At 66.4% G+C, this 14,033-nt stretch carries 11 protein-coding genes; 6 read left to right on the top strand and 5 right to left on the bottom strand.

Annotated features, from left to right (window positions below; genetic code table 11):
- Window positions 1-5: 5 nt before the first annotated feature.
- Window positions 6-734 carry a B3/B4 domain-containing protein gene (locus LK434_RS06760; protein WP_006719842.1) on the bottom strand — a complete coding sequence of 243 codons (729 nt, stop codon included), beginning with the start codon at window positions 732-734 and terminating at the stop codon, window positions 6-8.
- A gap of 297 nt (window positions 735-1,031) precedes the next feature.
- Here LK434_RS06760 and LK434_RS06755 point away from each other — a divergent pair, with 297 nt between their 5' ends.
- The 3 genes from LK434_RS06755 to LK434_RS06745 all read left to right on the top strand — a co-directional run bounded on the left by LK434_RS06755 (window position 1,032) and on the right by LK434_RS06745 (window position 6,536).
- Complete coding sequence (locus LK434_RS06755; RefSeq protein ID WP_040360490.1) at window positions 1,032-2,051, top strand: aldo/keto reductase; 1,020 nt, start codon at window positions 1,032-1,034, stop codon at window positions 2,049-2,051.
- Window positions 2,052-2,342: 291 nt separating this feature from the next.
- Window positions 2,343-5,324 (top strand): DUF4430 domain-containing protein, encoded by a 2,982-nt coding sequence (locus LK434_RS06750; protein WP_006719847.1) that lies wholly within the window; start codon window positions 2,343-2,345, stop codon window positions 5,322-5,324.
- Between the two features lie 12 nt (window positions 5,325-5,336).
- On the top strand, window positions 5,337-6,536 hold the full coding sequence (locus LK434_RS06745; RefSeq protein WP_227917682.1) for a DUF4430 domain-containing protein: 1,200 nt from the start codon (window positions 5,337-5,339) through the stop codon (window positions 6,534-6,536).
- A gap of 101 nt (window positions 6,537-6,637) precedes the next feature.
- On the opposite strand, the gene LK434_RS06740 is transcribed toward LK434_RS06745, so the two are convergent.
- Window positions 6,638-8,059: an FAD-dependent oxidoreductase gene (locus tag LK434_RS06740; RefSeq protein ID WP_040360491.1), complete on the bottom strand. Its 1,422-nt coding sequence runs from the start codon at window positions 8,057-8,059 to the stop codon at window positions 6,638-6,640.
- Between the two features lie 198 nt (window positions 8,060-8,257).
- Between LK434_RS06740 and LK434_RS06735 the strand changes: the two genes are divergently transcribed.
- Window positions 8,258-9,649, top strand: a complete 1,392-nt coding sequence (locus LK434_RS06735) for a M18 family aminopeptidase (RefSeq protein ID WP_040360492.1) — start codon at window positions 8,258-8,260, stop codon at window positions 9,647-9,649.
- 239 nt (window positions 9,650-9,888) lie between these two features.
- The gene (locus LK434_RS06730) at window positions 9,889-10,308 is read left to right on the top strand and encodes a peptide deformylase (protein WP_006719857.1); all 420 of its coding nucleotides are present in this window, start codon (window positions 9,889-9,891) and stop codon (window positions 10,306-10,308) included.
- 256 nt (window positions 10,309-10,564) lie between these two features.
- Here the strand turns inward: LK434_RS06730 and LK434_RS06725 are convergent, their stop codons facing one another.
- Together LK434_RS06725 and LK434_RS06720 are read right to left on the bottom strand one after the other, a co-directional pair.
- Window positions 10,565-10,888: a YbjQ family protein gene (locus LK434_RS06725; protein WP_006719859.1), complete on the bottom strand. Its 324-nt coding sequence runs from the start codon at window positions 10,886-10,888 to the stop codon at window positions 10,565-10,567.
- A 441-nt stretch (window positions 10,889-11,329) separates the two neighbouring features.
- On the bottom strand, window positions 11,330-11,665 hold the full coding sequence (locus LK434_RS06720) for a hypothetical protein (protein ID WP_187371189.1): 336 nt from the start codon (window positions 11,663-11,665) through the stop codon (window positions 11,330-11,332).
- Here LK434_RS06720 and LK434_RS06715 point away from each other — a divergent pair.
- Window positions 11,558-12,352: a ZIP family metal transporter gene (locus tag LK434_RS06715; RefSeq protein WP_040360617.1), complete on the top strand. Its 795-nt coding sequence runs from the start codon at window positions 11,558-11,560 to the stop codon at window positions 12,350-12,352. The two genes, LK434_RS06720 and LK434_RS06715, sit on opposite strands and share 108 nt — an antisense overlap.
- Window positions 12,353-12,509: 157 nt before the next feature.
- Here LK434_RS06715 and LK434_RS06710 read toward each other — a convergent pair whose 3' ends face one another.
- Window positions 12,510-13,949 carry a M20 family metallopeptidase gene (locus LK434_RS06710; RefSeq protein WP_006719868.1) on the bottom strand — a complete coding sequence of 480 codons (1,440 nt, stop codon included), beginning with the start codon at window positions 13,947-13,949 and terminating at the stop codon, window positions 12,510-12,512.
- Window positions 13,950-14,033 lie beyond the last annotated feature (84 nt).

The raw sequence follows: 14,033 nt of genomic DNA, 5'->3' as shown, positions 1-14,033 counted from the left end.
GCAAGCTACGCCTCGATGGCGACCTCGCGGTGGCCATTCGTGACGAGGTCCTTGACCGCGATGGTGGCACCCAGGTGCTGCTCAACCAGGGAGGCGAGCTCGTCCGTCGCGGCGCGGCAGTCCTCCAGGCGGTCGGGGTCGACGCACTCGACAATCAGGAAGGCGTTGCGCGTGTCGTCCGTCAACGCGGTGCGCACGCCATCGCGCCAGTTCCAGCAGCGGCAAACCGCGCCGGCGTCATCGAGGTAGGCGAGCTCGCCGGGCAGCGTGGGGTCGTCCTCGGCGCCCTCGCCGAGCGGCAGGAAGGCGTCGCCGCCTTGCGTGATGGTCAGGCGCAGGTCGCCCTCGAACGCATCGATGTCCTCGCCGCCCAGGGGCAACGCGTAGGTGAGGCTCACGGCGTTGTAGATGTCGACGGAGGGCGAGATGGAGCCCACGGGATTGCCCTTGAGCACGCGCTTGAGCAGGTTCTCGATGGAGCAACGGGCACCGCGCTTGGTCTTGAATTGCTGGTAGGCTTGGCGCCACACGCGCACGGCGGGGTTTTCGGAAAGCGTGGGCGACTCGAGGTGGCGCTCGGCGCGCGTGTTCGCCCGTGCGAGCAGGGCGCGGATCGCGGCGAGCGCCTCGTCATCGACTTCCGCGGCGGGCTTCATGCCCTGGGCGACCACGACGCCAAACGACGCGCCGGGGAACAGCTCCCAAAACGAGTCTTCGGTCACAAAGCGCTTCATTTCTCCTCCTTTGAAAATGCGCCCACATGCCGGTCACCTTCAACGTCCTACGGTGCCGGCGCGTGGGCGCACGCGCGCTGCCCCCATCCGGAGAAGGGGGCGATATGTTCAAGGCGATTGTAGGAGGGCTGTCGTCTGCTGTCCATGGGTTTCCCCGTTTTGAAATGCTCCGAGATTTTCCGCTTGCCCTAGAGCCGACTCCAGGCTCTAGAATCGCCGCAAGGCGGAACCGGTTGTTAGGGAGCGCTCGCTTTCCGCATGACGGCGATGCCTTTTGCGAAGACGAAAGGGACATGTATGCACTACGCAAAGCTGGGAACCAGCGACATCGAGGTTTCGCGCATTTGCTTGGGCTGCATGGGGTTTGGCGACCCCGGCAGCGGCCAGCACGCGTGGACGCTGGGCTATGACGATTCGAAGGCCATCATCGCCCAGGCCCTGAGCGAGGGCATCACCTTCTTCGACACCGCCATGGGCTATCAAAACGGAACGAGCAAGGAGTACGTGGGCCGCGCGCTGGCCTCGCTGGCGCGCCGCGAGGACGTGGTTGTGGCGACCAAATTCGTGCTCGGGAGCCTTCATGCGCCGGCGGGGGAAATGCCGGGCGAGCACGGCACGGAGTCGGTCGACGCCAAGGTCGAGCGCCTTCTCGACGCGAGCCTCGCGCGCCTGGGCATGGACTACGTGGACCTCTACATCTACCACATGTGGGATTGGAACACGCCCATCGAGGAGTTGCTGCCGGCGCTCGACCGGCAGGTGCGCGCGGGCAAGATTCGCGCACTGGGCATTTCCAACTGCTATGCGTGGCAACTTGCCGAGGCCAACGCGATCGCCCGGGCAAACGGGTGGACGCCGTTCGTGAGTTACCAGGGCCATTACAACGCGATTGCCCGCGAGGACGAGCGCGAGATGGTGCCGCTTGCGGCGACGCATGGCATCGCGCTCACGCCGTATTCGGCGCTGGCGGGCGGCCGTCTGTCCAAGCATCCGGGCGAGACGAGCAAGCGCCTGCAGCTCGACGCGTACGCGCATGGCAAGTACGACGGCACGGCGGACGTCGACGCGCCGATCATCCAGGCGGTGGCGGACATCGCGCAGGAGCGCGGCGTCACCATGACGGAGGTCGCGCTCGCCTGGCTGCTCACCAAGGTGACCGCTCCGGTGGTGGGGGCTACCAAGCCGCATCACATCGACGGGGCCGTCGCCGCGACCGAGCTGACGCTCACGCTCGAGGAGATCGCGCGCATCGAGGCGCCGTACGTCCCGCACCCCGTGGTGGGCGTGGTCGCCGAGAATCGCCCGCCCGCGATGTAGCCAAAAAGCGCGCGAGCTGCTTGACGGGGCGGCATACGCTATGATGACCCGGATACATATCAATGGCTCGGTGGATGGTGCGGAGACGCACGGCCGCACGGGGTTCCCGTGTGGCCAGGAGAATCGGGGTGCAAGTCCCCGGCTATTCCAGTAACCGTAATTCCCGCGCATGCGAGGGCGCGCTGCAGATCGGACGGCGCGCGCGTGCGGCACAGGGATAAGTCGGATCGCCTCTCTGCCTGCAAATGCCCAAAGGGATGGGCGGGGCCCTGGATTGAAGGGGGAATCTGCATGCTCAGATCCCACAAGGCGGCGCCGTGCTGTGGCGTTGCCCGTCACGTGGTAACGGCAGTCTTGCTGGCGGCCCTTACGGTCGCGTCCGTTCCGACCGCGGCGTTTGCCGAGGCGTTGGGCATCGATGGGGCCGTGGCGGCTGCATCTCAGCCGGTCGCATCCGAGGTCGCGGCGGCCTCCGATGAGGGCGCGGAACAGCCGGGTGCGGAGTCGGGTGCACCTGTTGCAGGCGGTGCGGCACCTGAAGGCGCGACGCAAGACGACGCGGTGCACGCGGAGCAGGGCGCGCCGGAGGAAGATGCCGTCGACGGCTCGGCGGGTGCCGGCGCGGGCGCGACTGGAGATGTCCAGCAGGAAACCCCGGGCGGTTTGGCCGATGAGCCCGAGGGCTCTGACGGCGCCGGGCAGCTCGCCGCCGGCGTGACGGCAACCGGGCGTCCGGACTCGACGCAGGCCGGAGCGGACCGCGACGACGCTGCGGAAGACGCAAGCGCCGTGGAATCCGCAGATTCCCAGGAGGAGGACGCGGAAGACGCCCAGAAGCTGAACGTGACGCTCGCGGTTGTCGGTCCCGATGCCGACGGCGCCCATGCGTACTGGGCCCCCAGCACGTCCCTTGAGATGGAGGATGGCTCGACGGCGGCAGATGCCTCGGAGCAGCTCTTCAAGCGCGCCGGTTTGACGGCCGACTACGGGACTGGTGACTACGGGTGGTACCTCAACACCATCACCTCTCCCTACACGGGCGATGCGCTCGGCTGGGACCAGGCGACCGGAAAGTACTGGCAGCTGTTCGTCAACGGCGAGGCGTCCGAGCTGGGCGCCGGCGGCGTGACGCTCAAGGCGGGCGACGTCGTGACGTGGGCGTATTCCGCGTTCGGGGACGGCATTCCCCCTGTCGGCGCATTCGAGGTGTCGGTCTCGGTGGTAGGGCCCGACGCCAACGGCAACAACGTGACCTGGGCGTCAAACACCCGCCTGACCGTCGAAAACGGCATGGCTGCCGCGGTGGCGTCCGAGCTCCTGTTTAAGGAGGCGGGTCTTAAGGCCGACTACGGAACGGGCAGCTACGGGTGGTACCTCAACACCATCACCTCGCCCTACACGGGCGACGCGCTCGGCTGGGACCAGGCGACCGGAAAGTACTGGCAGCTGTTCGTCAACGGCACGGCGTCCGAGCTGGGCGCCGGCAGCGTGATGCTCAAGGCGGGCGACGCGGTGACGTGGGCGTATTCCGCCTTTGAGGAAGATCTGCCCGAGCCGCTGCCCGTCGTGCCCGATCCTGACGCGCCGCGCCCCGAGTGGGAGAGCGCGTGGCCGGGCTATGCCAGCGGGTCGAATACCGAGGCCGCGACTCCCACGGGCGAGGTGAAGGAGTCCTGGGTGTCCTCGATCAAGGACTCTGCCGATTGGGCCACCAACGTCTCCGACCCCATCTACGTGGGCTCGTACGTCTACATCGCCGCGGGGGCCAAGCTGCTGCAGATCGACCCCGCAACGGGCAAGACCGTTCGCGAGGGCGCCCTGGCCGCCCCCATCGACTCGATCGCGCGCATGGTGTATGCGGACGGCGTGGTCGTCGTGCCGCTCTCCGGGGGACGCCTTCAGGCGCTCACGGCCGATGCGCTCACCACGGTGTGGGTCACGGCGAAGCTCCCGGCAAACGAGCAGGGCGGCGAGCAGCAGTCGCTGAGCACCCTCATCGTCAAGGACGGGTGCGTGTACTTTGGCACGGCGGCGGCGGATTGGAGCGCCTCGTACGGCGGCTACCTGGTGTGCGTCGATATCAAGACGGGCTCGGTCAAGTGGAAGACGGAGAACGCGGACGCCGGGTACTACTGGGCGGGCGCCGCGGCCGTCGGCTCGCTGTTGGTGATGGGCGACGACACCGGCTTTGTGTACGCGGTCGACTCCCAGCGGGGCACGCGCGTGGGCGAGGGCTTGGATCTGGGCGCCCGTGTGCGCTCGACGGTCGTCGCGGACCCGGACGGATCCACGGTCTACGTGGTCACGGTGGACGGCGTGCTGCATAAGGTGCGCGTGGGCGCGGACGGCGAGCTGAGCGAGGCCGGCAAGGTCCAGTTCGCCTCCGCCTCGACGGGCACGCCGACCCTTGCGGGCGGCCGCCTGTACGTTGGCGGCCAGCTTGTCCAGGGGTCTTCGGGCGGACAGGCGCGCTGCGGCGTGCTGGCGGTCATCGATGCCAAGACGCTGCAGGTCGAGCATTCGATCACCTCGGCGGACGGCACTGAGCTCGAGGGCTCGAATGTCATGAGCGCCCCGGTCGTTTCCACGCAGGGTGGAGCAACCTATGTGTACTTCACGGCGAACAGCCTGCCCGGAGGGGTGTATCGCTACCGCGTGGGCGACGCGACCGCCTCGCGCATCTACACGCCGAGCGAGGACAAGCAGAACTACTGCATGGGCTCGATCACGGTCGGCCCCGACGGGTCGCTGTACTACGTGAACGACTCGGGCACCCTGTTCGCCATTGCGGGCGTGGGCGGCGACGGCTCCGATGATCAGGAGCCGCCCGAGACCGATAACCCCGACAAGCCGGAGAAGCCGGAGGGCGACACGCCGGAGTCCGAGGACGATGGCGTGCAGAAGCCTGGGGGCGACGACACCAACTCCGGCGCCGACGGCTCGGGAGACGAGGGCTCTAAGGGCGACAACGCCGCGGGCAGCGGGAAGGCTCCGGCGGGCACCGCGATGGTTCCTGGAAAGAAGCCCTTGGCGCGTGCGGAGACTGCATCTGAGGACACCAATGAGCCTGAGGGCGACGGGGATGAGCGGGATGCCGAGCAGGCGTCCGGTGCGCTGAGCGCCACTGCCGGCAAGAACGTCCGCAAGGGCGGCGACACCGACGGTGAGCAGGCGGATTCCGTCCGGATGCTTTCGGTGGCAGGCTTGGTCGCCGGCGTCATCGGTCTGGTGCTGATTGGCGCGTGGCTTGTGCGCATGCGGCGCCGCGCATAGGTTGGAGTGCGTATGAACAAGAAGGATGCGAGCAACGGTTTCGAAGAACCTTTAGAGAACGAGGCGGCTGTCGAAGAGACGCCGTGCGCGGAGGATACGGCTGCCGAAGAGGCGCCGTGCGCGGAGGATACGGCTGCCGATGCGGGCGTGCACATGGAGGATACGTCTGCCGAGACGGAGCGGAGCGCAGGCGGTGCGGCTGCTGAGGCCGTGCCGCACGCAAGCGGTGCGGCCGCCGAGGCGGGGCCGGGTGCAGGACGTGCGGCTGCCGCGGCGGAGGCGCACGCAGGCAGCGCCCCGGACGACGCGGTTCGCTCGGTGGTGATGGGCGCGGCTGGAGATTCCACCGCCCCTGCGGGCCCACCTGCCCAATGCACGTCGATACCGCGTGCGCGCCTGCTCATGGCGGCAGTGGGCGCCTGCATATGCGTGGCGTTGATCGGCGTGTCCGCGTGGTCGCTCGTGACGGGTGGAGCCTCTGCTCCCCATGCCGGATTGGCGGAGCTCGTGGCGGGGAGCGGCAGTTCCTCTGCGGATGGGGCCGATCCCGATGACGATGCCTCGGCGCGTTCCGAAGGCGCCGAGGGCGGCTCCTCTCGCGACAAAGCGGGCGCCGCGGACAAGAGCGACTCGAACGGAGATTCCTCCTCTTCGGAAGACCCCTCGTCCGACTCGGGAACTTCCGACACATCGGATCGCGGGGCTTCGAATAACGAGAACGGCTCGAGCAACTCGGCGGGCGGTTCGAACGGTAACGCGGGCGGTAACTCCGGCGTCGGTTCGAACGGCGGCTCCGGCGGCAACTCGAATGGCGGGGCAGGCGGAAATTCCGGTTCCGGTTCTGGGGGCTCATCCTCCAACGGCGGGGGATCGGCGGGAGGCGCTCCCGGATCGGGGCAAGACCAGCCCAAAAGGGTCTCGGTTACCATCTCCGCCGATGGCAGCCTGGGCGGCGGGGGCGTTTCGGGCCCCGTGACGCTGACGTTCGAGGAGGGCGCGACGGTGTACGACGCCCTTGCGAGCGCCGGGTGGTCGGCCCAGGCCAGCTGGGGGGCCTTTGGCGCGTACGTGACGTCGATCAACGGCGTCGCCGCGGACGCCCAGACCGGCTGGACCTACACGGTCAACGGCTCGATGCCCAGCACGGCCTGCAGCTCATACAAGCTCTCCGATGGCGACGTGGTGGTTTGGACGTTCGTCAAGGTTAAGTAGCCGCGCGCGGCACACCGCCCGCGCGCAACAAGAATCCGCCCCGTATCGCACAACAAGCGGTACGGGGCGGATGCCGTTCATGGGGCGTTGTGTGCTGGAACCTACGCGGCGTCGCTCGCGTTCTGCTCGGCCACGGCCTGCATGGCCACGGCGCCGATAAAGTTCACCGGCTGGCAGAAGTTGGGCTGGAAGAACAGGTCGACGCCCGCTAGTTGGTCGATGGTGAAGCGCGCCTGGATGGCGACGGAGATCGCGTTGGCGGCCTCGGCCACGTCGTGGCGGCACATGAACTGCGCGCCCAGCACGCGGCGGGTCTGGGGATCCCAGGTGAGCGTGCAGGTCACGGGCGTGGTGGTGAGCATGAAGTCCGGGCGGTAGTCCTGGACGAGGGTGGTGGAGCGGGCGGTGACGCCGCGGGCCTCGGCGCCCGCCTGGGTCAGGCCGCTCGCCGCAAGCGAGAGGTCGTAGAGCTGCACGGCACTGGTGGCTTGCGTGCCCATGTACTTCTGCACGGGCTCCTCAACGTTGGCGCCCACAAGCAGCGCCTGGCGCACGGCGTTGGTGGCCAGCGGGATGTAGTCGTAGGTGCCCGTGGGGTTGTACAGCACGGTGCAGGAGTCGCCGGCGGCCAGGACGTCGGCGCAGGCCTCGGTTCCGTCGGCAAGGAACGCGCGCATGTACTCGTCCGTCTTGATGGCACCGTTGGGCAGCATCTCGAGCTGGCCCTCGAACAGGTCGGTGCGCGGCAGGAAGCCCGCGCCCATGATGGCGTAGTCGACCTCGTACTCGCCGGCGGTCGTGACCACCGTGACGCCCGCGCCGCTCTCGGAAAGGCGGAACTCGGTCACCATCTGCCCAAGCGCGAGCGTGACGCCGTGCTCGGTGTAGGCGGCCTCGACCTGCTCGGTGATGGGCGCGTCGAAATTCTTGGCAAGGGCGCGGTCGAGCCCGTCGACGAGGATCGCGTGCACACCGGCCTCGCTGAACTGCTCGACCAGCTCGGCGCCGATGTAGCCCGCGCCGATCACCGCCACGGCCTTCGCCTTCATGGCGTGATCCTTGATGGCCTTGCCGTGGTCCCAGTTCTTGCACAGCATCACGCGGCCGTCCTCAAGGCCCTCGGCCAGGCCGGGGATCGGCGGCACCACGGGCTTGGAGCCGGTGGTCACCACGAGCTTGTCAAAGGTGTAGCCGGTCTCCTCGCCCGTGTTGAGGTCGCGGGCCACAAGGGACTTGCCGGCGACGTCGACGGAAAGCACGTCGGTCTGCATGTGCATGCGCGCGCCCAGGTCGGCAAGGGCGGCGGGGGAGGAGTAGAACATGCGGTTGGGGTCGCTCACATGGCCGCCCACCCACAGCGCGATGCCGCAGGACAGGAACGACAGCGTGTCGTTGCGCTCGAACACGTGGACCGTCCAGTCGGGGTGCGCGGTGAGGATGGCCTGAGCGGCAAAGGTGCCGGCGTGCGTGCAGCCAACAATGGCGACGGTTTTGGACGGGGTGGAGGAAGAGGTGGTGGTCATAGGGGGCTCCTTGGGTTCGGCGTTGGCGACCGGAGCGCGCAACGCTGCATATACGCAGGCAACAGTGGCCTGCGCATTCATTCGAAGAGAAATGATAGCCATGAAGGAGCAATTGGCAAGAGGAAATCGATGTACGGCATCTTTGAGCTCGCGTGAGGTATGCTAGCCACAAAACCAATGCGACAGACGGGAGTGTGCATGTTCGGTCTTGGCACGTCGGCCACCGCGGCTGAGGGGCAGTCCCCCGCGGAATGGCTCTTGGCATTCATTCACGAGAGCCCCACGGCATTTCACGCGGTGGCGTCTATCCGCGCCCAGCTCGATCGGGAGGGCTTTACGTATCTGCCCGAGGGGGCGGCGTGGGAGGTGCGTCCCGGCGGGGCGTATTACACGCAGCGCAACGGCTCGAGCATCGTGGCGTGGCGCGTGGGCGATGAGGTTCCGTGCGCGGACGCGAGCACGGCGGCGGGGAGTGCGTCGTCTGCCCCGTATCATTTCCAGCTCACGGCCTCCCATTCGGACTCACCGGCGTTTAAGGTCAAGTCGACGGCGGAGGTCGAGGGGCCTGCCGGCTACGTGCGCTTGGACACCGAGGCATACGGCGGCATGATGGACTACACCTGGTTCGATCGACCCCTCTCGCTCGCCGGGCGCGTGTTGGTGCGCCAAGGCTCTCGCATCGAGAGCCGCCTGGTGGCCCTCAACCGAGACGTCGCGTTGATCCCGAGTCTCGCCATCCACATGAACGGCGAGGTGAACAAGGGTTTTGCGCCCAATCGCGCCAGCGATCTGTATCCCCTGATCTCAGCGGGCGACCTGTCGGCCGGTTCGCTCGACATGCTCGTGGCCGATGCGTTGGAGGTCGAACCTGAGCAGGTCGTTGCGCGCGACCTGTTCCTCGTCAACGCCGACGCCGGCCGCGTGTGGGGAGCGACGAGCGAGTTCGTGAGCTCGCCCCGGTTGGACGACCTTATGTGCGCGTACACCTCGCTGCGGGCGTTCGTGGCGAGTGACAACAAGAACGCAATCTCGGTGTACGCATGCTTTGACAATGAGGAGGTGGGCTCCGAGACCAAGCAGGGCGTCGCTTCGACCCTGCTCGCCGATGTCTTGGCGCGCGTGAACGGCGCCTTGGGCTATCGCGGGGATGATCTTTGCCGCGCGCTGTCCGCCTCGATCCTCGTGAGCTGCGACAACGCGCATGCCATACACCCCGCGCATCCAGAACTGGCAGACGCGCTCAACCATCCCGTGCTCAACGGCGGTCTGGTGATCAAGGAGGCGGCCAACCAGCACTACTGCACCGATTCGTTCAGCGCGGCAGCGCTCAAGGCGGTGCTCGACGATGCCGAGATCCCGCATCAGGCATTTGCCAACCGCAGCGACAAGGCGGGGGGCTCCACGCTCGGCAACATATCGAACATGCAGGTGAGCGTTCATGCCGTCGACGTGGGATGCGCGCAGCTCGCGATGCACTCCTGTGTGGAGACGGCGGGCTCGCGCGATGTCGAGCTGGCCATCGAGGCGCTCACCGCGTTTTACAACGCGAACATCTGCATTGACGGGGCGGACGCCATCGAGCTGGCATAGCCTCGCGCAGATATCCGCGATCAACCGCGCGGCCTGGCCGGGAACCGCGCGCTTTGGCCGATTGACGTGGCGGGATAGCCCGGCGCCTTGGTTTGGCATGGTGCCGCGCCACCGCGGCCGCAAAACGCGGGCACTTTGAGCAGATTGGGGAGCCGGGGCGCCTGTCATTGGGGAGCCAGGGCGCTCATCTGGTATAGTTCCGCAGGTATGAGAAGCATTCGGACCCGAAAGGACCGTTCATGATCAAAGAGCTCGTGCATGATGAGGCCATTCTCTCCACGCCCTGCGAGGTCGCTACTGCCGCCGACGCCGACGTGGCCCAGGACCTGGTCGACACGCTCCTCTCCATCGAGGACGCTGCGTGCCTCGCCGCCAACCAGATCGGCGTGACCAAGGCCATCGTCGCGCTCGCTGACGACGAGGGCAACGCGCACGTGATGTTCAACCCCAAGGTCCTCTTTGGCATGGGCGCGTACAAGGCCGAGGAGAGCTGTCTGACTCGTGAGGGCTCTGTCAAGGTGACGCGCTTCGCCAAGATCAAGGTCTCCTACGATGAGCTGGTCGACGGCGAGCTGAAGCCCCGCAAGCGCGATTTTGTCGAGTGGGCTGCCGAGCTCATCCAGCACATGTGCGACCATTGCAATGGCAAGCTGGTGTAGATAAGACAAGCGCACACCTCAAGTTGTCTAGAGGCTGGTCTCCTCGCGCGGTGACGCGCACGGAGACCAGCTTTTTCTTGCGAGGGGATGCCTGCGGGGGCACGCATGGAAACCGACCTTTTGCCCGTGAAGGGACAGGCATGGAGGCCGGCATTTTGCCCGTGAAGGGACAGGCATGGAGGCCGGCATTTGTGGCCGCATGCTTGGATGCGAGCCATCAGACCTCGATTTGGTGCGGAGTGATCGAAGGCGCGCGCTACGCCTTGCGACGAACGCGGACGGCGGTGCCGCAGGCGGTGGTCATAATCATCTCGGAAAATGTCTCGTAGCCGACGGATGCCCCTATGACGGCGTTTGCCCCGAGCGCCTCGGCGCGCTGAGACATCTCGTTCAGGACCTCCTCGCGCGCCTGTGACATCTCGTCCTCGTAGCCGGCTGAACGGCCGCCAAAGACATTGCGCAGCCCCGCGCCGATGTCGCGGAACATGTTGATGCCGCTCACGGCTTCCCCGGTGACGATGCCCAGGTACTCGACGACTTCGTATCCGTCCAGGTTGTTCGTGGTGGTGATGGTGAGCATGGACCGTCCTTTCTCGTCGGTGTGCGCGCCGGCTTACCCGTGTGACGTGCTGGGCGTGCGCCGTTGCGCAGCGCGTCTTTGGCGCTCGCGCCGTGGACCGCGCGACTCGGGCGCACCGCGCCGCACCTCGCGTAGTGTGCGCCGCCGCACCTCACAAGGTATGCGTCGCCGCGGAGCGTGTTCTGGGCGCGTTGTCGCAGAACGCGTCTTGGGTGCATCCCGTCGTACCGCGTGCCCCGGGCGTGCGCATCCGCCCGCGGCGCGCGCCTTAGGTGCGCGCGTCCCGCCTCAACGTCTCTCGCTGTGGCAAGCTGCGCAATTTGCCACGGTTGGCCGCACGGGTCCGCAGCGGTTTGCTGCGCATTCCTTATACCCAAACGTTCGATTTTCGATGTGTGGTCAAAATACCCTAATTGCGCGCCGAGATGGGGCGCCGTTTCGTTATGCATAGACGAGCGATTGACAACATCCCAGATAGTGAGCGTGCAATCCTATGTTCATCCATGTGGCGGTCGCCTTGATGGCTTTACCGCCTCGTTGCGCTTGCACGAATCCTTGGGTTTTGTTCGCGCCGGGGTGGATGTTCGACGCGCAATTAGGGTATTTTGACCACGATGAGAAAACTTCACGTTGAAAGTCGTACATCATATGCAGTTTGATTCCAGTTTTATGCAATCGATAACGTGGGCAGCGCTGGGATGCGGTTTTACGTGGCTTATGACCACCGCGGGCTCGGCGGTCGTCTTCTTTTTTCGCAAGGACCGTGCCATCACCCATAGGATCTTCTTGGGATTTGCCGCGGGCGTCATGATCGCGGCAAGCGTGTGGTCCCTGCTCAATCCCGCCATCGAACAAGCGGAGGAGCTGGGGCAAATCGGGTGGATTCCGGCTGCCGGCGGCTTTTTGCTGGGTGTCGCGTTTCTCATGGCGCTCGATACCTTCCTGCCGCATTTGCATGCCGAGGAAAACGAACCCGAGGGTATCAAGACGAGCTGGAAGCGGACGACCCTGTTGGTGTCGGCGGTGACGCTGCACAACATTCCGGAGGGGATGAGCGTGGGCCTGCTGTTCGCCATGGCCGGACAGGCGACGGGGGCGGAGGCGACCGCCTACTTGGGCATGGCCATCGCCCTGGCCATCGGCATGGGCTTGCAGAATTTCCCGGAAGGCGCCGCCATCTCGTTGCCGTTGCGTCGAGAGGGCATGAGTCGAGGCAAGGCGTTTGTCCTGGGAAGCCTGTCGGGAATCGTCGAGCCCATCTTTGGCATCCTTGTGGTGCTGGTGAGCGGCCAGATCGCTCCGTTCATGCCGTGGATGCTGTCGTTTGCCGCCGGCGCCATGATCTACGTGGTGGTGGAGGAGCTCATCCCTGAGGCCCACCTGGGGGAGCACTCGAACATCGGCACGCTGGGGGTCATCGCCGGTTTTGTGATCATGATGGTGCTCGACGTGGCCCTGGGATAACGAATATCCCAGGGCGAATGCCTCCCCATAAACAGCGCGCGGGCCTTTAAAGTACTGCTGGTACGGGCAGTGCCGTTGTTGCCGGAACCATTGAAGGCAGTTTTGTTGCTGCCGGAACCATTGTGGGCGGTGCCGTTACGGCCGTCGCTCGATGCGCTTACTTTCCGCGGCGGGCGTCGTGCAGCTCGCGCGCGGCGGTCGCGCGAGCCTCCCGCGCATCGCGCAGGGCGTGGTGCGCACCGACGGTGGCGGCCCGTGCCCCGCGCAGCGTGTCGGCGAGCTCGGGGTTCTTTTCGGCCACGCGTTTGACGAGCGGGCCGTCGAGCTCATCGCGCGTGGGCTCTGCCAAAAAGTCGATGGCGTATTGCGCCGCCACCGCGGATCCCTTGGCGAGGACGCTCTCGTCCACCTTGTAGTAACAGGAATGCTGGGCAAACGTGGCGCCGATCTGCGCGTTGCGGCAGCCTACGAACGCGAGCACGCCGGGGACGCGCCGCAGGTACTCGGAGAAATCCTCGCCCGACATGGTGCCCCGGTAGTGGCCTTCGCCTTCGCTGCCGAGCGTCTTGAGCACGGCTCGACGGCAGCGCTCGCTGGCTTCCGGCTCGTTTTCTACCTTGTAGTTGGCGATGGTGTAGTCGGACAGCTCGGCCTCGGCGCCATGCGCCTGGGCGATATGCACGGCAATGCGCTCGATCAGCGCGGGCATGAGCTCGTGTGTCGCGTCGGAGTACGTGCGCACCGTGCCCTCCAGGTGCGCCTCTCCCGCGATGACGTTGCGGGCGGTTCCGGCGTGGAGCTTGCCCACGGTCACCACGGCGGGCTCGTAGGGGGAGAGCTCACGGCTCACGATGGTCTGCAGGGCGTTGACGATCTCGGCGGCGACCATAACCGCGTCGCTGCCGCGTTGGGGCATGGCGCCGTGGCAGGAGGTGCCGTGAACGTCCACGCGGAACCAATCGGTGTTGGCCATGCGCGGGCCCGGCTCGCAGCTGATGGTTCCCGCGTCGACCTCGCTCCAGATATGCATGGCAAACGCGCCGTCCACGTCATCGCACACGCCGGTCTCGCACATCATGCGCGCGCCGGACCCGTTTTCCTCGGAGGGTTGGAACACCACGCGGATCTCACCGTGGATGTCGTCGGTCATATGGCGCAGGACCTGGAGCGCTCCGAGCATCATGGCGATGTGACAGTCGTGCCCGCAGGCGTGCATGCAGCCCTCATTGACGCTCGCGAATTCCTCGTTCGTGCGCTCGGTGACGGGGAGGGCGTCGATATCGGCGCGCATGAGCAGGCGCTTGCGCGGCGTGCCGTCCTCGCGGTACGCATCCGGTGCGGTGCCGCGCACGGTCGCGACCAATCCCGTTTTGAGCGGGCGCTCGTAGGGGATGTTCATGGCGTCGAGCTGGCCGGCGATGTCGGAGGTGGTGCGCACCTCCTGAAGGCTGAGCTCGGGGTGCTTGTGGAAATGACGGCGCTGGCGAATGATGTAGGGCTCGAACTCCGCCGCTATATCAAGGATGGACTGCGTGACCTCCTCGGGAGAGCGGGTGTCGCGGTGGGCCATGATCTGCTGGGCTTTTGTCTTGGGCATAGGATCCGCCTTGCTCTTGTGGGGTGTGTGCGCACCCCGACGTTGCTGCCAGCCTCTACGATACTCCTTGATCTACCGGGCGGG

The sequence above is a fragment of the Collinsella stercoris DSM 13279 genome, from assembly GCF_020735465.1.
GTDB lineage: Bacteria > Actinomycetota > Coriobacteriia > Coriobacteriales > Coriobacteriaceae > Collinsella > Collinsella stercoris.
Note: the sequence above shows the minus strand (reverse complement) of the source record. Positions and strands in the feature narration are given on the sequence as shown.

What these genes read in the sequence shown, in the direction of transcription:
- LK434_RS06735 (WP_040360492.1), top strand. Translation starts at nt 8,258, where the DNA reads ATGTTCGGTCTTGGCACGTCGGCCACCGCGGCTGAGGGGCAGTCCCCC.
- LK434_RS06740 (WP_040360491.1), bottom strand. Translation starts at nt 8,059, where the DNA reads ATGACCACCACCTCTTCCTCCACCCCGTCCAAAACCGTCGCCATTGTT.
- LK434_RS06715 (WP_040360617.1), top strand. Translation starts at nt 11,558, where the DNA reads ATGCAATCGATAACGTGGGCAGCGCTGGGATGCGGTTTTACGTGGCTT.
- LK434_RS06720 (WP_187371189.1), bottom strand. Translation starts at nt 11,665, where the DNA reads ATGGGTGATGGCACGGTCCTTGCGAAAAAAGAAGACGACCGCCGAGCC.
- LK434_RS06710 (WP_006719868.1), bottom strand. Translation starts at nt 13,949, where the DNA reads ATGCCCAAGACAAAAGCCCAGCAGATCATGGCCCACCGCGACACCCGC.
- LK434_RS06730 (WP_006719857.1), top strand. Translation starts at nt 9,889, where the DNA reads ATGATCAAAGAGCTCGTGCATGATGAGGCCATTCTCTCCACGCCCTGC.
- LK434_RS06745 (WP_227917682.1), top strand. Translation starts at nt 5,337, where the DNA reads ATGAACAAGAAGGATGCGAGCAACGGTTTCGAAGAACCTTTAGAGAAC.
- LK434_RS06760 (WP_006719842.1), bottom strand. Translation starts at nt 734, where the DNA reads ATGAAGCGCTTTGTGACCGAAGACTCGTTTTGGGAGCTGTTCCCCGGC.
- LK434_RS06750 (WP_006719847.1), top strand. Translation starts at nt 2,343, where the DNA reads ATGCTCAGATCCCACAAGGCGGCGCCGTGCTGTGGCGTTGCCCGTCAC.
- LK434_RS06755 (WP_040360490.1), top strand. Translation starts at nt 1,032, where the DNA reads ATGCACTACGCAAAGCTGGGAACCAGCGACATCGAGGTTTCGCGCATT.
- LK434_RS06725 (WP_006719859.1), bottom strand. Translation starts at nt 10,888, where the DNA reads ATGCTCACCATCACCACCACGAACAACCTGGACGGATACGAAGTCGTC.